Source organism: Echinicola sediminis (assembly GCF_054777495.1).
In genome coordinates this window covers 1-24,724 of sequence record NZ_BAAHAP010000004.1, presented here as the reverse complement: position 1 = coordinate 24,724, position 24,724 = coordinate 1, and the positions used below count along the sequence as shown (strand labels likewise).

Below are 24,724 nucleotides of genomic sequence, written 5' to 3'. Positions count from 1 at the left end.
TTACCAATCGATTGACTTTTTCTCTAAAAATGCCGCAATACCTTTCTTGCAATCTTCACTTTCCCGGGCCCGGGCATTCATTTCCGCGGCATAATCCAAGGCCTCCTCCAAAGGCATTCCCTGCACCTTTGCAATCATTTGCTTGGTGAGTGCCATGGACTGCCCCGAATTTTGAAGGACCAGCCCTTCTGCCACAGAAAGCACACGCTTCTCCAATTCCCCCGCTTCAAACACGCCGTTTACCAAACCAACTTTGGCAGCCTGATCTCCTGCGATCAATTCTCCCCCCAGCAACATCGCCTTGGCCTTCCCTTCTCCTATTTTTCGGATCAAGAATACCAGCACCATTGCAGGGACAAAGCCTATCCTTACCTCGGTATATCCTAGCTTGGCTTCCGGAACAGTATAGGCAAAATCACAGACAGAAACCAGGCCGCAGCCCCCAGCCAAGGCATGTCCCTGAACCTGGGCGATGACCACTTTTGGGAAAGTATAGATCCGCTGGAACAATGCCTTCAGCTTTTGACTGTCTTCCAGGTTTTCTTCATAGCTATTTTCCTGCATCTTTCGGATATCAGCAAGGTCAGCACCAGAGCAGAACACTTTGCCTTCAGCCTTTAAGATCACCACCTTCGCCTTTTTTTCGCCCTCCACCTTATCCAAGGCATCTTGCAGTCCATCGATCATGGCTGCATTTAGGGCGTTCCGCTTTTCTGGCCTGTTCAAGGTAATGATGGCCAGCTTATCCTTAAATGCTATCTTGACATGATTTCCCATAACTCTTAGGCTTTAATAGATGAAGATAGGAGGAGTAAACTTTTCTTCCAAAAATAACTTCTCTCACGGTAAAATTATCCTTACAGCCTGATCAATGGAAGAAAGAGAGGCAATGTCCCCGTGCTTTTTCCATCTCCCTTTTTCAAACAAGGCCACTTCCTTTTGGTTAAGTTGGGAAAAATCCCACCTCCCCTTTTCTAGTCTCAGCACATCCCCGTTGGGCAAAAAAATCCGATTCCCGTCCCCCAATCTTTCTCCGACCATAAAAAAAGAACCGTTCGAGCCCAGGGCCTTCTGATGGGGCTGTACTCGGAACTCCAAGTCCCCAGAGCCCACATTGGCGGAATAGGTATACAATGCCCCCTGGTAAAGACAATCCACCGCAAAGCCCTTTTTCAGTGCATAGATGTACACTACTTTTTTCTTTTTGTCCATCACATCCTCTATCACACGGTACACGCCAAATAGCAGGACCAAACCACAAAAGGCATAGGCATAGCTTTTCTTTTTTTCCTTGGACAGCTGATACAAACAGGCCAGCCCCGTCCAAAAAACAAGCATCCCCAAAAAGCCAATATAAATCCCTTCTGTTTGGGCAAAGGGCAATTCCTGAAATTTAAAAATGACATAATTCAGCCCCATTACCACTTTTTCCAATGCCCAAGCCATAGGCTGTTCGAATACCCCCAATACGGCAAAAACCATATAGGGAAGCCCTATTGCCATGACCAAGAAAGCCCCTGGAATTGCCACAAGATTGGCCAAGAGGCCATAATTGGGAAATACATGAAAATAGTAAGCAGTGATCGGAAAGGTCGCCAATTGCGCGGCAATGCTGACCGAACTTATTTCCCAAAAATACCAGAGCAACCTGTTTTTGGGCAACCATAAAGCGGCTACCCAAGGCTGCAGCAATACAATTCCCAACACCGCTGCATAGGAAAGCTGAAACCCTACCTCGTAAATGATAAAAGGATTGAAGGCCATCAGCACCATGGCCGACAAGGCCAGTGAATTGAGGATAGAAGGTGCCCTGGACTTCATTTGCGCCAGAGATAAGATGGTAAACATGGTGGCTGCACGCATTACCGATGGAGAAAGGCCGGTAATTGCGGCATAGCACCATATCAATAATACAACAACGGATAAATAGGCAATCCTCTTCCTTACTGTCAGCTGGTAGGGCTTAAAAAAGAGAAAGAAAAAACCGTAAATCATGCCTACATGCAAGCCTGAAACTGCGAGGATATGCATGGTACCAGCCTGGACATAAGCCTCGCTCACCTGCTCTTCAAGCCCCTGTTTTTCTCCAATAATAAGGGCGCTGGCCACTTGTCGGGCAGCAGCATCAGCCACATACTTCTCCAAAGAACGGCTTATCTTTCCCCGCGCCCGATAGACTACGCGGTTTGGCAAAAAAGAGGAAGAGCTCCCCAACCTCAGTACTTCCTCTCCTACAAAATGAGTATAATAAATCTGTTTATTCGCCAAATAACGGTGGTAGTCAAATTCTCCAGGGTTCTTGGGAGGATCCACTTCCTTTGGAGCCCCCTTAATCCAAAGCAACTCTCCCACCTGCAGGGCGCTGTCCAGCCGATGATAAATGATGACTTCACCTGTTGCCGCTACCTCTCCCTTAGCTGTTTTCACCCATTTCACAGCCACTTTATTGGCCACACTATTGGCTTTCTGAGTATCAGCCTCCAACACCACCCCTAAGTATCCTTGAATATTCCCTACCTTCATCAAATGATTATCCTTACTTTGGGCATCTTCTTGATCAGCCAAGAACCAACCCGTCAAAATCAAAAGGGGGTAAGCCAGAGCAGGGAAACACCACTTCGGCCCAAATACTCTTTTCTGTCCCGCTAAAAGCAATATAAACAAATAGACCGCCAATGATACCCCGATGAGCATGGCCAAGACAAAACTATTGCCCCCCTCGACCAAGGGGTGAAGCAAGATGCCTGAAACAAAAAACAGAACATACCTTAAAAATGGATAATCATTGAATTTCATCCCTTAAAAAAAATTGTACTTAGGAAGTTAAAAAATATCCGTAAAAGAGACAAACAGAAAAAAAGGCTGTCTCATCATAATGTATTTTCTACTTATGAGACAGCCTCTCGAAATTTATTCAATAAATGCTACCTTAAAAGCGGTAACCTATGCTTACACCGGCATTCACTTCCACTCCGGTAAATCGGTCAGACACTTCTTCACTAAATCCCCTTGCGATATTTATATAGGGGGCAATGGCGAATTTGTCCCGCTGAACCCACTTATAACCCGCTCCGATACCAATGATCGCACTGTTCATGTCCGTTACGAAAGGATCTTCAGCTTCAACCAGTTCTCCAAAACGGTACTTGAAAAACGGATAAACATAAGGGCTTCCGGTTTGGTAATCATCGAGGAAATAGAAATTATAAGAAACCAATAAGCTATTGGTATTGAATTCTTTTCCCTCTCCTTGCGAATGATAGCCAAAACGGTCGTTGATCAGATACTCTATGCCGATGGATTGGTCTCGGTCGATAAAATACTCATAACCCACTTCCACAGAGCCTATCATAATCGTGTTTAGGATGTTGAGTTTGATTTCATTTTTGTTGTGATCACCAGCTGACTGGGCATAACCTTGCGTTATCAACCCTAAAAACAGTGCTACAACCGCTAACTTTTTCATAATAATAATGGATAAATTAAAAGATTTGAACCACAAAATCTTGTCTATATTAAATTAAATAAGAATTACAGAAAATTGTTTACAAATATCGCTCCATTTGATAATGTTCGATATCACATTCCGTAAAAATATCCCCTACTTTCAAAAAGCCGAATTTCTCATAAAGCGGAACAGCGCTAAGCTGGGCATGCATGTAGATCAGTCTCCCCTTTGCTTCCGGGTGTTCTTGGACATCCCTTAAAGCTGCAGCCACCAGTGCCTGCCCCACCCCTTTTCCTCTGGCAGCCCTTAGCACCGCAAAACGCTCCAGTTTGATTCCTTTTTCAGTGAATCTCCAGCGGGCAGTACCTGCAGCCTTTCCTTCCAGCATGGCCAGAAAATGGGTTGAATCCTCCTCGAACTCATCATATTCATCTTCCGGGGACACGCGCTGCTCCCTGACAAAGACTTCTCTTCTGATTTCGAAGGCCTCTTTAAGCTCTTCTTCAGTGCGGGCCTTTTGGACGGTTATGTTCATCTCTCAGTTTTTCTTTTTCCTTATCGTCCTGCTCATAGGCTTCGATGATGGACTTCACCAGTTTATGGCGGATCACATCCTTGCCCCCCAGCTGTACCGTACCTATACCTTTCACGTCTTTGAGAACCCTAAGGGCTTCCCGTAAGCCGGACTTCTGCTTGCTTGGCAAATCCACCTGCGTCTGGTCTCCGGTAATGATCACCTTACTATTGGGGCCCATACGGGTCAGGAACATCTTTATCTGCTCACGGGTAGTATTTTGCGCCTCATCCAACAGGACAAAAGCATCGTGCAGGGTCCGTCCCCTCATATAGGCCAAAGGTGCGATTTCAATCACCCTGTTTTCCTGGTAGAATTTCAGCTTTTCTGCGGGCACCATATCGCCCAACGCATCATAAATAGGCCTTAGGTAGGGATCGAGCTTCTCCTGCAGGTCACCGGGCAAAAAACCCAGGTTTTCTCCCGCTTCCACCGCAGGCCGGGTGATGATAATCCTTTTGACCTCACGGTTCTTCAAGGCCCTTACCGCCAGTGCTACCGCGATATAGGTTTTGCCGGTTCCGGCAGGCCCAAGGGCAAAAACAAGGTCATTTTTGTAAGCAGCCTCCACCAACTTCCTTTGATTGGTGGACTTAGGCTTGATGACCAGCCCTTTGTTGCCAAATACAATGACATCATTTTGGGGATTTTCCTCAAAAGGCACTCCTTCCAGGTCGATATACTCTTTGACGTTTTCGGGAGTAACTTGGCCAAACCTGTTAAAATGCTGCAAAAGCATGTTCAGCACATCATTTATCCGGATGATTTCGGGGGCGCGGCCCTGTATTCGGATTTCATTCCCTCGTGAAACAATTTTACTCTTGGGGAAGGCCGCTGCTATTTGGCGAATGTTCTCATTTTCAGTACCGAGAAAATCCAACAGCGGAATATTTTCTAAAGTGATGACTTTTTCTACCAATCCGTTATTTTGTATTTAGCTTTATCAGATTATTCTATACCAGAATAAAATTTCTATTTTTGTTTATACTTACAAAAGTACAAAATTTTAACTGACTTCGTTCCATGGCCTTAGTAACATTCCTATCTGATTTTGGAGATTGTGATTATTATGTACCTGCCGTAAAAGCCAAGATGTTATCCATCAACCCTCAGCTGAACATCATTGACATCACCCATAAAATAGAAACCTATGATATTGCCCATGCCGCTTTTGTCCTGAGGTCAGTTTACAAAGACTTCCCCAAAGGCACCGTTCATCTGGTAGCCATAAATGGCACCAGCGGCATGACCGATGGATTTATCGGCATCAAGCTGGAAGAGCATATTTTTATTGGACCAAACAATGGGGTCCTCAGTATGCTCGCAGACTACGACCCTGGCATAGTGGTCAAATTCGCGGACATCCACATCAAGGACAGCGCTTTTCCCGCCAAAGATATTCTCGCACCGATTGCGGCCAAAGTGGCCAGCGGTGCGGCCATCCATGACTTCGGAGGCCCTTTGCAAAACATCCGCAAAATGATGCCACGACAGATCAAGGCCACCAAAAAACAGATCGTGGGCCACGTCCTTCGGGTGGACAATTACGGCAACCTGATCACCAATATCCCCAAGGACATCTTCAATAAACTTAACCCTGGCAAATTCACCATCGAGTTTAGCAGGGAAATACTCCATGAGATCAACCATGCTTATGACAATGTTGAGCCAGGGGATTGCTTTGCTTTCTTTAACAGTCTGGACCTGCTGGAAATCGGCATAAACCATGGCCATGGAGCAGACCTGCTTGGGCTGAAATACGACAGTCCGGTGATGATCAACTTTGAGGTAGAGTAACCAAGTTGTGACCAAGCAGACAAGGCAAAGTTTAGCCAGCTTTGGATGGAAGGAGGGTATTTGGTTATATGGTTATTGAGTTATTAGGTTATTGAGTTATTGGGTTATTGAACCTTCGAATTGCAATCCAGTTCGGGCATGCAATTACCCGTAAGAGCATACCCCATCATCCGCTGGGCGGCTCAACAATTAGACAAGCAACAGGCACAAACAAGCAACACCTTCGCCAGCTTGGAGAAAAAAGTTTCCAAGCCAAATTCACCGGACAAAAACACTAAGTATTTGCTAAAGAGTAGATTAATCACCCAATAATAAAAACTCCTGTGAGAAGGATGAAAAAAAATCAAAATAAGTCATCCAAAGCTATTGCATAGAATAAAATCTTTATCCATATTTGCATCCCGTTCAGGAAGGAACGGAAACAAAACAAGAGAAGAAATCTTCGAAAGTTTTGAAAACAATGGTAAAACTACCTTGTCATCAAGCCCAGGTGGCGGAATTGGTAGACGCGTTGGTCTCAAACACCAATGAGGTAACACTCGTGCCGGTTCGACTCCGGCCCTGGGTACACAGGCTCTCTTTTTGAGAGCCTTTTTTTTGCCCTATTTATTGACCCCATCTCTATCTGTGCCAACCAAAGTTCATCTCCTAAGTACGTACCAAGCAAATTTTCCGGGGAGACTGATAAATCAACCTAAATTTTATCTTTCCCTATCAGAATAAGGTTTGTTTAAACCACAGACCTGCCTCGCCGGTCAGCCAGGCAAAAAGCATGCACACAGAGGTATAATAAATTTATAACCAAATCTGTGTTTATCTTTATCCATCCGTGTTCAAAAAAACAAAGGACAATAAACAATTGTTAAAGTAACCACAACCGTTTTTTTCATTCCCCAAATCTCTGCCTGTTTAATAGAAGCAAGATTTTTTTTTTGAAGGATAAGTTAAGTCCTACTTCATTTTCCCCAGCCTCCTAAATGCCACTAAATGCCCGAACAAAACTGCTGGAACCACCAGGGCAGGCAACAGGTTAAAAGGAAAATACATCACCGCCCTATTGGGCTGGTCAAAGGCGAGCTGCTGAAAAGGGCTGGGCAGGGCCAATATAGCGGTAATGACCACATTGAACAGCAACAAAAGACCCACAATATTCCAGCCCAACAACAATCGCCTGTTGACCTGGTCTCCCCTAAAGGCCAAGTAAGCCACTATAGGAGCTGAAATTCCAGAGAATAGATCAAAATTGCTCCCTTCAAAAGTCATATTCACAGGAATTTCCCCCTCCCGGAAAAGCAGGAACAAGATGATTTCCACAGGCACCCTGATAAAATGAAAATAGGTAAGGGTTTTCAGGTCAATCTGATCAATCAAGGCTTTCCCTTTTGCGGTTCCAAAGACGAAAGCGATCAATAGCAAGGTAGGAAAGACACCAAAAAGCATCAACCTTGGCGGAACGGCTTCAGTGTATTGATAAAATCCTGATTGGGCGATCAATGACTGCAACACTATCCATACCACCGCCATGACCAGAAAAAGCCGGGACTTAACAGCAGCATAAAGCCAAGCTACGGTGCCAAAGACAACCAACTCGAAAACAATGCTTATATAGCCCGGCAGTTCTCCCATGATGCTTTTTCCTTAAATTTAAGCATTTTCACCTTGCTATAACTCTACATACCAGCCCCTTTTAAAAATCGCACTTAATCAGGCTTGGAATATCTAACTATCTACTCCTCCAATAAACCACACAGAAGAGAACTGCAATTGGATGTTTTAGCGGGTTTAGCCATACTAAATCATATAGAGCCTTTTTTATTGGCGTTCATCCCGATTTATTTGCGGATATCTACTTCTGATCTTATGGTCCCTGGCATCTGTTCTTCTTCATACCACCTGAACAATGCCCCCTTTCGAATCCATTCCTCTGCCTCGGCCCCAATCTTACAATTTTCCAACCTTACAATCTCCCAATATTACAACCCTCCAATCCCCAATCCTCACCTCAAAAGATACATCTTCCCGTAGCCCTTCTTAAAGGCCTTATCCCCTGAAGTGGCCCGGTGCTCTATAAACTGCCCGTCTTTTCGCACCAGCACCCGGTAAATGTACACGCCGTTTGCCAGTTGATCACCGAATTCGTCTTTCCCATCCCAGGCGTACTCCGAGATATTGTGACCGATTTTGATAGGCCCCAGCTCTTCCTGAAGAATTTCCCGGACGACCTTACCCGTTACGGTCATGATCTGCACCTTGATCTGATCCGGCGGTTCTAGCCCTGTCACCGTAAATACAAATCGCACACTTGTACTAAAAGGATTGGGATAAGGATAAAAATGGGTAATGCTGGACTCATTGACCACCTCAAAAGTCACCTCGTAGGGCTTCTCTCCCGCCTTGTTTCCAGAGGCATCAGCAGCATTTATTTTTAAGGTATATGTACCGTCTTCCAAGGGTCCGGGCTGGTATTCCAATTTGAAATCATTGCTATCAGAAGCCTCAAACCACTTCAGGGCCGGATGGCTAAAGGAAATCTTCTTAAACTCACAGCCCTCACAGTTTTGTCTCAAGTAGACCTCCATCCCGGTAGTGTCCTTCTTGTAGAGAGACTCATTTTCATCCTTCAGCAAAGCGGTCACCATCACATTCGGAGACACGATATCCCCATCCATAATGTACACGCCGTCAAAGTTAACATCCAAAACAGGATTTTGATCATCTCTGGCAACCACAAAATAATCTGCAAGATCCAATCGGTTGTTCTTGTAGGAATACTCCAAAAACTCCCTCGGATTGGCAAATACATCCAGTGAATTGAGTCCCGGCTTACCGATAGAACTGAAGTTGATCTCAAAGGAATGACTTCCCCCCGCTTTTACTGCCGGTATTTTTAGGGAGGAAGTAGTTACCGTATTGGACGTCTTATTCAACAAACGATAGGTGACCGTGAGTGAATCCGTGAAATCATAATTGGAGATATTTAAAAATTCAAACTCCACCGTAGCCTCCTCTCCTTCTTGCAACTCAAAATGATCCTTTTTGGACTTCAGGACAAGCACTCCCTCCGGCACTCCGGTATAATTGACCTGCCAGCGCAACAATTGCTCGGGGATTTCGGTATCAGAATCTTCCAGCTTATACCTCAATCTTAGGTAAGGGTACGCTTCAGCATTCACCTCATGTAAGGGCACTTCTCCTTCCCGAAGATCCTCAAACAATACGGTCTCTCCACCATTTTGGTCCACACCAATGACATCAAACATAAATTGCTCGGTACCTGAGGAAGTCCCGCGCTTGGTCCGATTATAAAAGGTCTCCCAAGATGACGCCGGGCCTACCCTTGTACTGACCACACTGGCCTCATCATAAAACCCCTTCATCTGGGCATTAAAATTAATTACCTGCGCATTGGCGGGGATTTCCGAAGCCTTGTCTGCAAGGATTTCCTGGGCCTCACCGGGACGCATCCCTTTCCTCCCAAAAAGAATATAAGGTTCCCCGGTCTTCATATTGCGCAGCGTGGCCTCATTTGCCCCCAACTCCTTCATCTTCAAAAAAGCAGCATCCGGCCAAGCCTCAAATGTCACAGGCCCCACCGAAAACATGATGACATAATCCCCTTCTTTCACCCCTTCGATATAATCCAACAGCATGGTCTGCCCCTCACCGGTGATCCAGCTATTGCGGATATTCTGTATGATCTGTGGGGTTTTACCGCAGCTTTTACCGTCAAGCACATCAAAGTTGGTCAAAGGCACTACCAGATAAGGGGCCAGTGTCCGCTTATCAAAAGCCATCAGGCCAAATGATCCATTGGTACATCGTCTCTGAAAGAGATCCAAATTGTAGGCCGTTCCGTTTAAGGAAATCTGTACCTGGCCATAAGTCAGCCCCTCGGTCTCTGAGCCGAATGTAAACACCTCCAAATCCAGTGAGGTCCCTTGGTATTTCCACTGGTTTTTGGAAGGGGTAATTTCCATATTGTTCACTTGATTTGCCCCCAACTGGGCAAATTCCCGCTGCACCCAACCTTCCGGCCCTCGGGGAATATAGGTAAAGCTGCTATTGGTCCAATCGCCGCTCTCCCCTTCCTTTTGTTCCAAAAACCGCGTACGCCAATAAAAAGTCACCGTATCCGAACCGCTGATCATCCCTGCAAGGCTTTGCTTCCACTTGGCAATATTGTCGGCGTTCACCCTGGCCTCCTTCCTCTTGGCACTGCTGAATTCCGGTGAAGTATCCAACTGAAAAACAACCACCCTGTCCTCGATTGATTTGCCCGGGATCTGGGCTACAAACTCCGCCTCCTGCTGACTATGCAATGCAAAGTTGAGCGGACTGAGGTTTTGCGTCCCACTGGATTCTATAAATTCACTTACCACCACGGTATTGTTGACATAAGTCAATTCATCAACCTGCCTACCCGCATTTACAGTTATGGTAAACACATTTTCACCAGCTGAATTCAGCCCTATATTGGGGACTGCAAAGTGTACGGTATCTCTGTAAAAAACAGGATCAAGCTGCTCTCCATCATAATTGATCACCGTCCCGTCAGGCAGGGCACGGACTACCCTGATCGTCATGGTATCCAGGTCCACCCTGCCAAGGTTCCGAACCACAAAAGACAAATCAATGGAGTCGGTCAGCGCATTGATCTCTTCCCCACTAAAATCACTGAAAAACACCTCATTGTCGCTCAGCGAGTAATCCGCCTTGGGAGCAGGAAACAGTTTCACGGCAGGATCTCCCAGCATGACCATTTGATTGGCATGGGCCTGGTTCATCACCGACTCCCCATACTGTTCATAAAACAGCTTTTCTGCTTCGATTTTAATCTTTCCCAGGGATTTATAATTCAAAGTGGAATCCGTGAAGGCCTTTGTATAAAAAGACTCCGAATACCTCCTTAAGTAAACATCCACCCCCACACTGGCATGGGCCATAAAATTGGAAGCCCCCCTGTCAGGAGTAAGTACCCAGTCCTCCCCAAAAGTATAAGCCCCGCCAAATGCATTTCCTGCATCACAGCCATTGAGCAATAAAAAAGGGTACTTGCCCTTGTTACGGTATCCTAAATCATCCACACTGACAAAGCCCACATCGATATCCGTGGTGGATACCGCCGCATGCCCGAAAAAAGTAATCATACTTGCCCCCTCGTTCACCTTATCCGAAATATTGATCAGCTCCACTGAAGCATTGGTGCGCTTTCGGAAAGTGGTTACATTCCCTCCATAGTAGATGTTTTCTGCTATATTTTCGAAACCTTTGACAAAATTATAATAACGCTCCAGTTCAAAGGCAGAAAGCCCCCCGCTTAAATGGATCACCTCCTTTTGCCAAGCTTGGGTGGCCCCCAGCAATTCCTTTTCCTTGACCTTGGCCAAATACTGGTTGACCTCTTGGGGAGTTCTTGCCGGGATCCTGCCGATAGCGATCTCCTTTCCTAAGGGGGAAGCAGGGTCAAGTCCCACCGCAAAGCGGTTGTCATTATAAGGGTAACCATAGGTGGGCACCAAATCCTGAATCTCAAACAATTCCGGTCTATCCCGGTAGAAATAAGTCTGCCCCCCCGAGCGGGTTGAATTGTACATCCCAAAGGCCCGCCCCATCAGCAGCAAATACTCCGGTTGCTGAAGAGCTGAATACTGCCTCAAAAACTCTTTCACGGCAAGGGGGGATTTTTCCCCGTAGTTAAATTGATTGTATAGCTCCTCTGCTGACACGATCAACGTATCATAGCCTCCCCCTTCCGGGGAATGCCTGTACGCCGCATAAGCGGCCACGGGATCGACATTGACCGAAGTGGGCTCCCGCAAACTTGGATGGGTCAAAATGATGTAGTTGGCACGTTGACGTAGGAGATCACGAAACCTCACCTTTTGAAGGACATTGGGCTCTACGAGCTTGTTGGCTGCCTGAAGCAGCACCTTAGACTCCCTGCCTGAAACCCCTACGGGAAGCTTGACCGTGCTTCCTACCTTACTTTGCCCCAACATCACCACATTAGCCAGGTCGCTCACATCATACCCTATATAGTTGTCCGAAGGCAAAGAAAGACTGCTTTCTCCGGGTCCAAACAACAGGGTTTCCTGATCCAAGTCCTCACCTCCCACCTGCCTATCGTATTCCAACTTGGCATAACTGATGGACACATTATCAGAGCTTCCCTCTGTACTGACAGGTGTCACCCTGACCAAAAACCTTCCATCTGTGCCAATGTCTGATGGGGATAAGTTGGCCACCAAACGATAAAAAGCAAAGGGCTCGAAATCGACAGTCTGAAGCAACCTCAAATTAGCCCCTGTAGCTCCTACTCTCACCTCCACCTTATGGGGGGCATTAGAACGGCCCAACAATCCAAGGTCCAAAACCACCGTGGAGCCTCCCGTCAAAGTCCCCAGTGAGGTAAAGCCTATTTCACTGTGGTTCCCTCTGGTGACCGCCCGTCCTGTCCATCCTTGGCCTTTATCGTAAATACCCAAATGAATATTGAACAGGTAACTTTGACCCAACGAATACTGATCCGCAAAAACCTGAAGCCGCTCTGTCCGGTAAGAAGTCACTGTTGGGGCTGCAGGGTCCACATCCCTACGCTGCATTCTTTTACCAAGGGTCCCTTTGGTCACGGTAAGAAAATATGCCGTGGCATCACTATGGTTATTGTAATGGGGATTGGCCATATGGTCCGGATCAGGATAGAGTTTTTCATCGGCTTCCCCATCATTGCGTTCCCCCACAAACTCGACATAATCTCCCCTGTCAAACTTTCCGTCGTCCTGACCATGCACATAAACCGCTACCTCCTGGCCCCTGTGAAAAACCTTGATCTCCCGGGGATCAATAGCCTGCATATTCATGCCCGAGGCCGAGAGTGTGGTATAACTCAGGCGGTATACACCATCTGTCGATGTCGGGATTTTATAATAGGTCAATCCATAATCAATCCATTCGCTTTGCGCCTGGCAGAGGAATGCAAAGCCCGTAAAAAGAACATATAGGAGAAGTAGTTTTCTCATTTGAACAATTTAATTTTCTCCCCAACCTTTATAAAACCTAAAACCCTCAGCTAAAGGCTCCAAGCTCACTTTTATACTGAATACATGGGAATAGGGTGTCTCAGACACGCCGCCAATATCCGAGAGGGCATAATCTATTTGTGCCTTATCATTTAGAAATACACCCAAACCGAAACTCGGCTTGTACGACAATGATTTTTGTCCGTCAAAATCTCTTATGTATTGAAAATTGCTGACCCCTCCCCGCAGATACGCCAGTTCCCGATATCCCAGCTCCAGACCGACCCGAGGGTCCACACTCATTACAGAGGTGCTGAGCAAAGTATTCCGGGTTCCATCAAAAGTCATGTCCAGGTCCAGCACGGCCTGTAAAGTAAGCGCATCCTGAAAACTGAATTCCTTGGCTATGCTCAGTATACTTCTTGGCAAGGTAAGCTCAATACTGTTTTGAGGAATAGTATTGTCGGTTTTGGCGTAGATTTCCTTTACCATTTCTGCATCGTGAAACCAGGCATTGAACGTCGTGGTAATGTCCCGGAGCATGATCCCGATTTTCCAGCCCTCCATAAGAAAAATCCCCCCTACGTCAAATCCAAAGCCCCAAGCCTTGGCGAATTTCCCCACGTTGCGGTGAATGATCTTTGCATTGATACCTCCCTTAAAAACGTCACTGACATCCCTGGCATAGGATAACATCAAGGCATAATCCGCTGCGTTGAAAAATTGTACATTATCGTAATTTATCGCTCCATTAGCATCATAGAGGTAACGGGTGTCCGGAATGTCGTCTACGCCAAACCGGATAAGGGAAATGGCAATCTGATTATCTTCTTCTATATTGGTCGAAAATCCCGCGTAATCATATTTTGCAATTCCGGCAAAATACTCCGCATGCATCAGTGAAAACTCGTAGCGATGTTCTATCCCTATCAAAGCTGCCGGGTTCCAATAGGCAGCAGTGACATCCTGAACAGCAGCCACCTGTGCTCCTCCCATCCCCAATGCCCTGGCTCCGACTCCTATATTCATAAATTCATTGGAATATTTGGGGGCTATCCCTTGGGCCATCCCATTGCCGTAGACCAAAACCAATAGCAGTAAAAAGTAAAACTGCCAAAAACCATTTTTCCTGTCTTTTTCCACCTATGCAAAGTAAAAAATAAATCTGTAGGAAAGAACACCCTTGCGCCAATTTCTCCTTTTTATCACTACTCTTTATCTGTTCATTACCGAACAAACCCTGTTCATTCGATATACACTGGACATTGGCGAAAAGACAATCTGAAGAATTCTCAAAATTATTTACAAACGTCGAACATTCTTTATCACAAGCCAAAACCATCGCCCAAAGGCTCAAAAAGGCACTTTTCAAGCCCAAACCTGGCTTACCCCTAATTGTCCAAGCAAGGAAATAGGTATAGCAAGGTAGCTGATTTAACTTTGGTATTATTTTTCGGTATGGTTAAGGGAAGTATCCACTACCGAAGCAGAAAATAAGAAAGTCCATCCGGCTTATTTCGTCTTCATAAATAGCAAAATTGATGAAAGCATCAAACACCCAAATACAAATGCGGAAAGGAATCTTGGAGTTCTGCATTTTGCACATCATATCACGGGGAGAAGTCTATGCCTCTGATATGATCGATGAACTGACAGCAGCCAAACTCATTGTGGTAGAAGGCACCCTTTATCCCCTGCTCAACAGACTAAAAACGGCAGCCTTGGTATCTTACAAATGGGTAGAATCTGAATCGGGGCCTCCGAGAAAGTACTATTCTATTACCCCCGAAGGGAGTGAATTTCTATCCAAACTGGACACCACATGGAATGACTTGGTACAGTCCACCACATTAATCACTTCCAAAAGATAAGATCATGAAAAAAACTATCAGTATAAATATCAGCGGCATCCTCTTCCATATCGAAGAAGATGGCTACGACACCCTGAAAAAGTACCTGGAATCGATCAACAAGCATTTCTCTCATTACGAAGACAACCAGGAAATCATCAAGGACATCGAAAACCGCATTGCGGAGATATTCCTTTCCAACCTGAAGAACAACAAGCAGGTGATCACTGCAGAAAATGTCGACAAGCTGATCGAGAAGATGGGAACCATTGCGGATTTCAAAGCTGTGGAAGAAGAGGATAACAAAACAGAAGCGGAGCCATCAGCATTTCACGATGAGGACAGCGACAATGAATTCTACAAATACATTACGCCGCCTCATCAGGAAGCAGGCAAAGGCTATAAAAAACTTAGCCGGTTGGAGCGGAGCAAAATCCTCGGCGGTGTCTGCGCCGGACTGGCCCACTACCTGGCCATTGATCCCCTTTGGACCAGACTGGTAGCCATATTGTTGCTCTTCAGCGGCCGGTTTTCCTTTCATAACTTTGACTTCTTTCCCTGGGAATGGGATTTCTCCATCTCCTTGGGCTGGTGGGCAGTATTGGCCTATATCGTCCTATGGATCATCCTCCCTGTTTCTTATGAGGTACCCGAGGACAAGAAAATCAAGAAGCTTTACCGCAACCCAGATGACAGGGTGATCGGCGGGGTCTGCAGCGGCTTAGCAGCATATTTCAGCATAGAGGTTCTTTGGGCTCGGCTGGCCTTTATCGGGCTGGTGTTCGCTGGAGGCGCCGGTCTTGTGATCTACCTTATTTTATGGATCATCACCCCTTTGGCCAAATCCATCACCGAACGGATCAAAATGAAGGGGGGAGAAATTACCTTGAGCAATATTGAAAGTACCATCATCGAGCACCGCCAAATCCCTGAAGTGCCCCAACCTACAGAGCAAAGGAAAACTTGGCTGGCCCCATTTCGCTTTCTCGGCAAAATCATCGATAAGCTGGGAAAGGCCTTGGGCCCCTTCGGAAAGTTCATCCTTGAAGTGATCCGCGTGGTGTTCGGACTGATCATTTTCTTTATAGGCTTGATCATCGTGCTGACTCCACTGGCTTTTCTGGGGGCCTATTTTGAATTCTTTACCAATGATAGCTTCAGGTACATGATTGACAATATCCCCATAGAAATGCTATCCGAATTACTCCCTGTGTGGCTGGCCATAGCGGCAAGCGTGGCGGTACTAATTCCTGGAATAGTCATTACCTTACTGGGAATCAGTGTCCTTATCAAACACAGCCTGATTGATTCCAGGTTTGGACTGGTCACCTTTGGAGTCTGGCTGCTGAGCATCATGGTATGTGCTTTTCAGATCCCCAGGACCATTGCCCAATTTAAGGACGAAGGGACTTATGTGATGGAAACGATCATTCCGGTTCCCGAAAGCACCCTTGTTATTGCCGCCAACAAAAGAGAGCGGAATTTCGATGAACTGGGGCTGGTAAATGTGTACCTGAAAGGGACACAGGACAGCACCGTGTCCCTTTCACAAAAGTTCCAATCTCAGGGCCGAAGCATAGAAGAGGCGGAGGAAAACGCCAAAGCCATCCAGTACCACTATTCTCTGGACGACTCTACCTTAACCTTTGACCGTACCTTGGAATTCTCTTCTATGGCCAAATTCAGGGGGCAAAACCTGAATCAAACCCTGTATATCCCTTATAACAGGCCCTTTGTAATGGACAAGTCCCTGCTATCGATCATCAGAAGCACCATCTATACCAATGGCTACAAGCTCAAAGATGTGACCTCGGATAATTACTGGGTTTTCAATGAAGAAGGCCTGCTCTGTCTTACCTGCACGAGTGAACATAAAAACAGCCCTGCCGACAGTCTGTCCAGGGAAATGGCAAAAGACCGTTTTTTCATGAAAAAATAAGACAATTATGCGTTGATTTGATTTTGAAAAAGCAAGGAAGGTGTCTTCTTTGCTTTTTTTCATTTCTTTGGACTTTTTGGTTAACTTACAGTTAAACAATAAACCATATGGATATAAGGGTCAAATTTTTAGGTGGTGCCCAATCGGTAACAGGCTCTCGCTTTTTGTTGGAGATCAATGCTACCAAAATCCTGGTAGACTGCGGCTTGTTCCAAGGGATCAAAGAGCTGAGAAAGCGCAACTGGGACAATTTCCCTGTTGACCCTTCCAAAATTGACATGGTGCTGCTCACCCATGCCCATATTGACCATTCCGGTTACCTCCCCAAACTGGTCAAAGAAGGTTTCCGGGGGCAGATCATCCTGACTGAGCCCAGCCTGGACCTGGTCAAAATCCTTCTTTTGGATGCGGGGAAACTCCAGGAGGAAGAAGCTGAATACGCCAGAAAAAAAGGCTACTCCAGCCATGAAAAGCCTGAGCCACTTTATACCATGGAAGATGCTGAGCAAGTGTTCGACTTGCTGCACCCCATACAGTTTGACGAGGAAGTATCCCTGACAGACTCCACCACCCTGACGGCCTATAATGCCGGACATATTCTTGGAGCAGCCATTCTCAAACTCCGGGTACGGGGAAACCATCAGACCAAAACCCTGGTGTTTTCCGGGGACATCGGCCGGTATAATGACCCCATCTTAAATCCCCCCATTGGTTTGCCCAAAGCGGACATCCTCTTCATTGAATCTACCTATGGGGACCGGAAACACGACAGCAACGGCCCAGAAGAGTTTCTGGCAAGTACCATCAATGAAACCTATCAAAAGGGCGGCGTGGCAGTCATTCCTGCATTTGCCGTAGGAAGGACGCAAATGCTATTGTATTACCTCTATAAGCTCCAGCAAAAAGGTAAAATCCCACAAATCCCTATTTATGTGGACAGCCCCATGGCCATAGATGTCACCAAGCTGTACAAGGACCATATCCATTATCACCGCCTCGGCCCCTCTTTACAGGAGGATAATGCCAATCCTTTTACACACAAAAACCTCCACTACTACCAAAGCCAGGAGTCTTCCATGTCCCTAAACGGACTGAGGGGCGATGCCATCATCATCTCCGCCAGTGGCATGGCCACCGGAGGAAGGGTTTTGCACCACCTCTATAACCGCCTGCCCAACGAACAGGACAGCATCATTTTTGTCGGGTACCAAGCAGAAGGAACCCGTGGCCGAAAATTGTTGGAAGGGGAAAAATATTCCCGGATGTATGGGTTGGATGTGGAAGTAAAGGCCTCGATTTATTATATCAACGGGCTAAGTGCCCACGCCGATCAGGACGAACTCCTGCGATGGGCAGACTGCCTGGCAGAAAAACCAAAGATGACTTTTGTGGTCCACGGCGAAAAAGCCGCTGCAGAAACTTTTGCTGAAAAACTGAACGAACGCTTTGGCTGGAATACCGCTGTCCCCAACTACCTAGAATCCTTTGAAATTTTTCAGGGAATCTAATTGGCATAAAATGTGATTCTATATCTTTTGACCAAGCTTATTATTTGAACTTAATATTACACCAACCATGAACACCTCAAAACTCCTAAGACTTCTAGTTGTTGTCTTTGTACCCCTTCTAACAGGATCACTTCTCCTGGGTTGCAAAGCCCAGCGAGTGGACACACAGGGCATTGTGGGCCAGGCCTACTGGATAGAAGGGAACCTGATGCCCAAAGTGACCGATAGTGGGGCTGAAATCCCCAAAAAACCGGAAAGGGAGAAAGTAAAGCGCACCATCCGAGTTTATAAGCGCACCCATATCAACCAGGCCACTATGGGAGGCACCTTGTTCACCAAGATCGAAACGCCCATGGTCGCTGAATTCGAAACAGATGATGATGGGAGCTTTATCATCGGCTTGCCTCCAGGCCAATATTCCCTCTTTACCGTAGAAGATGAAGGATATTTTGCCAGTGTCTATGACCTGGACAGTTATATCCATCCCATCGAGGTCAAAGACGGTGAATGGACAAGCGCAGAAATAGTGATCAATTATAAAGCGGCGTATTAGCCGGTGTAAATTCTTATCTTTTAGTGGGCTCCTCTCCATAGGGTCTGCTTTTATTAGCTTTTTTTAAGTCCACGGTTGACCGTCCATAGTGGACAGTCAACTGTGGACATTCACCGTAGTCCTATCCTATCTACCTGAAGATTTTTTCCAATTTTTTACCTAAGCCATGCAACCCTTTTTGCGTAACTTGTATCTACCTCATTGAACCCCGTCACTAATGATCGATGACAATTAGGCGGGCCAGCAAGCAATTTCGAAGGAAGTCCAAACATCATGTTTATCCGGAAAACTTTTACCCAAGAAACTGACATTATAAAAGGTTGCCTCAAAGGGGATCGCGATGCCCAGAAGCACCTTTATGACCAGTATGCGGGGAAGTTTTTGGCCATCTGTCTACGCTATATCAAAGACCGCGACCTGGCAGAGGATGTGATGATAGAAGGCTTTATGAGAATATTTGAGAAACTTCCTCAATTTGAAGGCAAAGGCAGTTTTGAAGGTTGGATGAAACGGATCATCGTCACACAGTCCCTGCTGACCTTGAGAAAGAACAAAAAGCTTTCCATGGAGACCCATTTGGACCAGCAGCTGGAAGCGGGCCTGCCCTGGCAGGAACCTGCGGACATGGAGGCCAACGAACTGATGGAAATGATCCAGGAACTTCCAGTGGGCTACAAGACCGTCTTCAACCTGTATGCGATTGAAGGTTATTCCCATGCAGAAATCGGAGACCTTTTGGGAATCTCGGAAAACACTTCCAAATCCCAACTTAGCAGGGCCCGTGCCTTGCTGAAGCAAAAAATCACCCTGTTACAGCTAAAAGAAAGGAGCATCAATGGATAAGGAAAAACACACTATAGACAAGCTCTTCAGCCAAAAGCTACAGCAACACCAGGAAAAACCAAGCACTCTGGCCTGGGAAAAACTGGAGCGTCAGCTGGGACCCAAAAAAGGCAGCAACAAAGGCATTTGGCTCAGAATAGCAGCCGTTTTCTTGGCTGCTTTGGCACTGGTCTACCTGCTTTGGCAAAACTTCCCTTCCCCTATTCCCAATGAGCCCCCTACAATGGCGGAAGAGCTGAGACAAACGGCTCCCATGTCCAAGGACAAGCCTAAAGATAAAACAGCCAGACAGGAAGTGAATGTTGGCGGTGATGAACCGTCCATTCCCAAACCGCCTAATCCGGAAAAAGTCGCTGCCAATAACGAAGCAAGCAAAAAAAACAGTGTTCAGGTAATTAAGCCCAGACCAGCAGCAACAGAAAAGATAGAAGAAGTTCTATCTGCTGACAGCTCCCAGGAAAATGAGAAAGCCATTCCGGTCATCGCAACTCCAGAGCTGGACATGAGTGAGCTGGTGGCAGAAATATCCACCGAAGGAATGGAATTAGAAACACCTGAACCCGTCGCTTATAAAATCAGCATCCGCTCAAGTGGCATCAGCGAGAAGCCCAAAAAAGAAAACCTGGTGGAAGGGATAGAAGATAAGATCAATACCCTGGGCAGCCTGCTGGGCAAAGTAGACCAAGGCTATGCAGAGCTGCAGGATGCAAAAAACAACCTTTTCACTGCATTGATCACCAAAAAAGAAACGAAATAAACCATTCTACAAATTTGAGATAACATGAAAAGATATGTAATGGCCGTGCTATTTATGGCGCTTGTGCAGACGGTATTTGCAAGCTCGCCGGACATGCCTCTCCTGACACCAAAGGACAGCATCATCATAGAATATGGACATTCCGGCAAAATCGTTATCCTGGTGGATAACAGGGAAGATTTTGAAAAACTGAAAGCGCTGGATGTCAACCAGATTATCCGGGAACTGGACCTGGAACTGAACGAGGAGACCGGTGAACTCACGGTGGTAGAAGTAGAGGATAAAGATGGCAAGAGTAAGGAAATCGTCCGGGTAGAGGAAGGAGATACCGAGACCGCTGTATCCGTGGGAAGAATCAAGATTATCGTCGACGAGTCCGGTTCCTCTACCAAAGTACGGGTGGAAAAGACCAAAAAAGCAGAACCTTCTTTTCGGACATTTTTTAACGTGGACTTGGGCATCAACAACTATCTGCAGGATAGCCAATTTCCTTCCTCTGACCTCCCCTATGCCGTCAAGGGCTGGGGCAGCTGGAACGTAGGCCTCAACTGGATGGCCAGCCAGCGATTATCAAAGGGTTTTTACTGGGACTTTGGGCTTGGCCTGCAGTGGTACAACTTCAAGTTTGAGAACCGCGATTACCAAGCCGTCCGGGGCGATGGTGCCATCGCCTTTGTCCAACGGAATGATATCGATGGGTTTAAAAGTAAAATTTCGGCCTCCTATATCACGGTCATGACCCTGTTCAAACTTGACTTTGGCAGAATGAATGACAATGGAGACAAGGGATTGAAAGTGGCCTTTGGGCCCTACGCGGGTTATAGGGTTGGCGGAAGAAGCAAGTTCAACTACCGCGAACTGGGAGGCTCCGGAAGGCACAAGGAAAAACTCAACACCGGCCTCTACCTCAACAATTTCCGCTATGGTCTCAGAGGGGAAGTAGGAGTGAACAGATTGACCTTCTTTACCTCCTATGACCTGAACGAACTGTTCCAAGAAGGCAAAGGCCCTGCGCTAAACCCCATCACTTTTGGGATTGTCTTCTAGTGGTTTCGCTTAACTCAAACCTAACGCAAATAACTGTTCCTAAAGTTGAAGACAAACGAATTCATGCCATGACTTAAAGTCATGGCATGAATCAAGCTTAGTAGAAACAAAATGAACTGTAAAGCAACACTGACATGAAAATATTAATAAGTACGCTGAGTATAAGTTTCCTTCTTTTCTTTTGGGGATCGGCCATCTCCCTGGCCCAATCAAAAATCGAAAAAACTTTCGAAGGCATTTCCCAACTGGAAATTGAAGGTGGAAGCATAGAGGTAAGTTATCAGGGTGACCCAACCAAAACTTCTATCGAGGTGATTGCGGATATGGGAAATGACGAAGAATCTGATAAAAACGTGTTTTTTGTCACGATTGGTTCTACTTTGAAAATTTCATATCAGCCGCATCTTAGCAACTGGAAAAATCATCACAGCAGTAAAAAGTACATCCATATTACCGGTCCAAAGGAGATAAAATTACGAGCCAGTAATTCCTCTGGAAAAATGCTTATCGCAAATGTCCAATCGGAATTGACGGAGCTTCGCGCTAATTCCGGAATGCTGGAAATCGAAAACATCGAAGGCGACCTTTTACTTCAGGGATCATCTGGAAAAATCTTCGCAAGAAATATTGAAGGAAAGGTCACCTGTCAAATGGGAAGTGGCATCGCAGAACTCGAGTCTATCAAAGGCAACGCTGATTTGGTTGCTGGAAGCGGACAGCTCAAAGCCCGCCATATCGATGGAGAACTTAATGTTAACATCAGCTCAGGAAGTGCCAGCCTTGAGGATGTAACAAGCCTAGGCCAGCTTAAACTGTCCTCCGGGCTTATCAATGCCAAGCATGTCGGCATCGGCCCCAACAGCTCCTTTTACGGCTCCTCTGGGGCCTTTAAGATCAAAGTCACCACCCTGCTGGACCAGTTCAATTATGACTTTAGTGCTGGCAGTGGCTTTGTCAAAGTAGGTAACCTGTCATCCACCGATCACCTGGTCATTGACCATGGGGCAGCCCATACGATTAAAGGTAAAATAGGTTCTGGAATGATCTCCATCGAAGAACTATGATTTCAAAAAAAAGGCTTCGGTTAGCACTGCACACCGAAGCCTTTTTGTATCTATTCGTCTCTTCTGTTAAAGTCGCTGACAGTTTCCCTTTGCTCCCCTTTTAACTTCATCAGGCGGATTATCCTGTCGGGGGTAGGCTTCCCAAGGGATATCAGCGTCAACGTCACCGCATAAGCGACAGTAAAGCCGGGATTTTGATAACCCAGCAGACCTATTGCGCACAGGAAGCCGGATACAAAGAGCTGCCAAAACCTCACCGTGGTCAGTTTACTGTACCTTGCCAACTTTACCTCCAGTGGCATTTCAGGATCTCGCAGCCTTTTTATACCTCTATTGAAACCAATATAGCTTACGAGCAATAAGGCTGAAATAAACCCCAGCAATACCGAATTGAACATTTCCGGTAAACGGGGGATCGAAAGCTCCATATTACTACTGGTCGTATACAGATAGGCAAAAGCAAACGCAGGCAAAGGAATAGCGATCAAAATCAGCACATTTCGTTCAAGAATCCTAAATTTTTGCTTCATCGTCATTTGCTTATCCGATTTCTATTTTCACATCTCCACTGACAGGGTGAGAAACACAGCAGAGGATATATCCGTCTTTCTTTTCGTTTTCACTCAAACCGGCATCTTGGTCCATTTTCACTTCTCCACTGACCAGCTTACCCCTACAAGCGGTACAAAGCCCACTTTGGCAGCTATAGGGCAAATCATGTCCCTCATCCAGGCCTGCTTCCAAAATGGTTTTCCCAGGGCTAACTTCAAAACGGTGGCTCTCTCCCTCCAGCTCGATCTCCACTTCCCGTGTGAGCGCTGGCTGTTCGTCGGTAAGTTTCTTTTCTTCGCTCTCCGCCTCATCAGAAGAAGAGGTATGAAAACTCTCCCGGTGGATGTTCTCATGGGGAACATTTAGGTTCAGCAAAGCCTCAACACTGGCTTTCATCAAGCCTTCAGGACCGCAGAGATAGTACAGTTCCTTTTCAGCATCGGCATAATGCTTCTCGGCCAATATCTTCTCCAGCATTTGCTCGGTAAGCCTGCCCTGGAGCCCCGACCATTCATCAGATGGTTGACTGAGGGTATGCACCACCTCAAACCGGTCGCCATACTTCCCTACCATTTCTTGAAGTTTTTGATCGAAAATGATCTGGTCTTCAGAACGGTTACAGTATACCAGGCTCACTTTTGAATGAGGTTCATTGATCAGCACGGATTTGCTTATCCCTATTATAGGGGTAATACCGCTTCCCCCTGCGATCATCACAAAGTGGTTCTTGTTTTTGGAATGAAAATCGGAGGTAAAATGTCCCATAGGTTTCATCACCTCCACTGTTTTTCCGGGACGGATCTTTTCGTTCAGGAAATTGGAGACCAATCCCCCTTCAATGCGCTTCACCGTGATCCCGGGATGGGGATCTTCATAAGGAGACGTGCTCAGACTATAGGAACGACGTTCCTCTTTTCCATCAATCTCCAAAATCAGCGTCAGGAATTGCCCTGGCTTGTAATCCAGATAAGGCTCCGGCTGCTCAAAATAAATGGTGACGGCATCAGGAGTTTCTTTGACCACTTCCCTGACCTTTAGAGACAGGTACTGGCTTCCTCTCTTCTTCTCTTCTTTATTCTTTTTAAATAAGCTAAATAACATTCCTAAACTATATGTTTGCCTTCTTATGTAATTGAGCCTCAAAATTAAGGCTGTTTTTTTTAAAATCCCCCAATCGTGGAGTTTAAATCCCCAACGGATCATCTTATATACAAAGATCCTTCCCAACTAGTTCTGGAAGGGCCAAAATTTCCCAATCAACTTCAGAGCTGCCCCTTTTATTCTCCTTTCATGAAACGGAGACTGCCACACCGTACCTCCTCGCATTGACAGGGAACGTCACTGCGAGAAACTAATATTTTCTTAAACATAAAGGAGTTGGATGACAGAATTCCGTTTCTATACAAGCATTCGTTGTTCCGTCTGCTGCTCTACGCCCCTGCACACAGGTGCCGGAGGATAATAATTGAGCCCACCTGAGTCGGTGCAGGCATCTTTTTTCTATCAAACCATTTTGGCAAAGTTGCGGGTTAGTCATTACTTAGGGAAGCTGGTCGGGATTTGCAATCCCGACCTCCCCATCAATGGGCTATGCATCTCCCAAAATCAAATCAATATTAACCTTTGGACTCTGGTTATTCATGATTGCGGATTCGAGCAAATCCACATTTATCAGAGTTCGTTTTATGAACGTCACTGCGAGAAAGTAACATTTTCTTGAATATAAAGGAGTTGGATGACATTGTCTTATTTTATCCATGAATTTGTTGTCTT

At 46.1% G+C, this 24,724-nt stretch carries 19 protein-coding genes and 1 tRNA gene; 10 read left to right on the top strand and 10 right to left on the bottom strand.

Annotated features, from left to right (window positions below; all coding sequences use genetic code 11):
* The 5 genes from ACYVAA_RS01895 to ACYVAA_RS01875 form a co-directional block, all read right to left on the bottom strand.
* Positions 1–777 carry an enoyl-CoA hydratase/isomerase family protein gene (locus ACYVAA_RS01895; RefSeq protein ID WP_460538325.1) on the bottom strand — a complete coding sequence of 259 codons (777 nt, stop codon included), beginning with the start codon at positions 775–777 and terminating at the stop codon, positions 1–3.
* A gap of 63 nt (positions 778–840) precedes the next feature.
* Positions 841–2,796 (bottom strand): ComEC/Rec2 family competence protein, encoded by a 1,956-nt coding sequence (locus ACYVAA_RS01890; RefSeq protein WP_460538324.1) that lies wholly within the window; start codon positions 2,794–2,796, stop codon positions 841–843.
* Between the two features lie 133 nt (positions 2,797–2,929).
* The gene (locus tag ACYVAA_RS01885) at positions 2,930–3,466 is read right to left on the bottom strand and encodes a DUF3575 domain-containing protein (protein WP_460538323.1); all 537 of its coding nucleotides are present in this window, start codon (positions 3,464–3,466) and stop codon (positions 2,930–2,932) included.
* Between the two features lie 79 nt (positions 3,467–3,545).
* A complete protein-coding gene (locus ACYVAA_RS01880) occupies positions 3,546–3,983 on the bottom strand; it encodes a GNAT family N-acetyltransferase (RefSeq protein ID WP_460538322.1) in 438 nt (145 codons plus the stop codon).
* Positions 3,952–4,941 carry a PhoH family protein gene (locus ACYVAA_RS01875; RefSeq protein WP_460538321.1) on the bottom strand — a complete coding sequence of 330 codons (990 nt, stop codon included), beginning with the start codon at positions 4,939–4,941 and terminating at the stop codon, positions 3,952–3,954. Before ACYVAA_RS01875 ends, ACYVAA_RS01880 begins: the two co-directional genes overlap by 32 nt.
* Before the next feature lie 104 nt (positions 4,942–5,045).
* Between ACYVAA_RS01875 and ACYVAA_RS01870 the strand changes: the two genes are divergently transcribed.
* Both ACYVAA_RS01870 and ACYVAA_RS01865 read left to right on the top strand, forming a co-directional pair.
* Entirely contained in the window at positions 5,046–5,819 is a 774-nt protein-coding gene (locus ACYVAA_RS01870; protein WP_460538320.1) for an SAM hydrolase/SAM-dependent halogenase family protein, read from the top strand.
* Positions 5,820–6,303: 484 nt separating this feature from the next.
* Positions 6,304–6,387 (top strand) — tRNA-Leu (locus ACYVAA_RS01865).
* A 383-nt stretch (positions 6,388–6,770) separates the two neighbouring features.
* Here the strand turns inward: ACYVAA_RS01865 and ACYVAA_RS01860 are convergent.
* The 3 genes from ACYVAA_RS01860 to ACYVAA_RS01850 all read right to left on the bottom strand — a co-directional run bounded on the left by ACYVAA_RS01860 (position 6,771) and on the right by ACYVAA_RS01850 (position 13,936).
* Positions 6,771–7,445: a hypothetical protein gene (locus ACYVAA_RS01860; RefSeq protein WP_460538319.1), complete on the bottom strand. Its 675-nt coding sequence runs from the start codon at positions 7,443–7,445 to the stop codon at positions 6,771–6,773.
* A gap of 371 nt (positions 7,446–7,816) precedes the next feature.
* Positions 7,817–12,838, bottom strand: a complete 5,022-nt coding sequence (gene porU2 / locus ACYVAA_RS01855) for a putative type IX secretion system sortase PorU2 (RefSeq protein WP_460538318.1) — start codon at positions 12,836–12,838, stop codon at positions 7,817–7,819.
* A gap of 9 nt (positions 12,839–12,847) precedes the next feature.
* Positions 12,848–13,936: a putative type IX sorting system protein PorV2 gene (locus ACYVAA_RS01850; RefSeq protein ID WP_460538390.1), complete on the bottom strand. Its 1,089-nt coding sequence runs from the start codon at positions 13,934–13,936 to the stop codon at positions 12,848–12,850.
* A gap of 443 nt (positions 13,937–14,379) precedes the next feature.
* Here ACYVAA_RS01850 and ACYVAA_RS01845 point away from each other — a divergent pair, with 443 nt between their 5' ends.
* The 8 genes from ACYVAA_RS01845 (at position 14,380) to ACYVAA_RS01810 (ending at position 22,399) form a co-directional block, all read left to right on the top strand.
* The gene (locus ACYVAA_RS01845; protein ID WP_460538316.1) at positions 14,380–14,709 is read left to right on the top strand and encodes a PadR family transcriptional regulator; all 330 of its coding nucleotides are present in this window, start codon (positions 14,380–14,382) and stop codon (positions 14,707–14,709) included.
* A 4-nt stretch (positions 14,710–14,713) separates the two neighbouring features.
* Positions 14,714–16,627: a PspC domain-containing protein gene (locus tag ACYVAA_RS01840; RefSeq protein ID WP_460538315.1), complete on the top strand. Its 1,914-nt coding sequence runs from the start codon at positions 14,714–14,716 to the stop codon at positions 16,625–16,627.
* Between the two features lie 107 nt (positions 16,628–16,734).
* The gene (locus tag ACYVAA_RS01835; protein ID WP_460538314.1) at positions 16,735–18,135 is read left to right on the top strand and encodes an MBL fold metallo-hydrolase RNA specificity domain-containing protein; all 1,401 of its coding nucleotides are present in this window, start codon (positions 16,735–16,737) and stop codon (positions 18,133–18,135) included.
* A gap of 67 nt (positions 18,136–18,202) precedes the next feature.
* A complete protein-coding gene (locus ACYVAA_RS01830; RefSeq protein ID WP_460538312.1) occupies positions 18,203–18,688 on the top strand; it encodes a carboxypeptidase-like regulatory domain-containing protein in 486 nt (161 codons plus the stop codon).
* A 273-nt stretch (positions 18,689–18,961) separates the two neighbouring features.
* Entirely contained in the window at positions 18,962–19,531 is a 570-nt protein-coding gene (locus tag ACYVAA_RS01825) for an RNA polymerase sigma factor (RefSeq protein ID WP_460538311.1), read from the top strand.
* Positions 19,524–20,288 (top strand): hypothetical protein, encoded by a 765-nt coding sequence (locus ACYVAA_RS01820; protein WP_460538310.1) that lies wholly within the window; start codon positions 19,524–19,526, stop codon positions 20,286–20,288. The genes ACYVAA_RS01825 and ACYVAA_RS01820 overlap by 8 nt, the downstream gene beginning before the upstream one ends.
* 24 nt (positions 20,289–20,312) lie before the next feature.
* Positions 20,313–21,335: a porin family protein gene (locus ACYVAA_RS01815; protein ID WP_460538309.1), complete on the top strand. Its 1,023-nt coding sequence runs from the start codon at positions 20,313–20,315 to the stop codon at positions 21,333–21,335.
* A 134-nt stretch (positions 21,336–21,469) separates the two neighbouring features.
* On the top strand, positions 21,470–22,399 hold the full coding sequence (locus ACYVAA_RS01810) for a DUF4097 family beta strand repeat-containing protein (protein ID WP_460538308.1): 930 nt from the start codon (positions 21,470–21,472) through the stop codon (positions 22,397–22,399).
* 50 nt (positions 22,400–22,449) lie between these two features.
* On the opposite strand, the gene ACYVAA_RS01805 is transcribed toward ACYVAA_RS01810, so the two are convergent.
* Together ACYVAA_RS01805 and ACYVAA_RS01800 are read right to left on the bottom strand one after the other, a co-directional pair.
* Positions 22,450–22,929: a hypothetical protein gene (locus tag ACYVAA_RS01805; protein WP_460538307.1), complete on the bottom strand. Its 480-nt coding sequence runs from the start codon at positions 22,927–22,929 to the stop codon at positions 22,450–22,452.
* 10 nt (positions 22,930–22,939) lie between these two features.
* A complete protein-coding gene (locus tag ACYVAA_RS01800) occupies positions 22,940–24,052 on the bottom strand; it encodes a 2Fe-2S iron-sulfur cluster-binding protein (protein WP_460538306.1) in 1,113 nt (370 codons plus the stop codon).
* Positions 24,053–24,724: the final 672 nt, after the last annotated feature.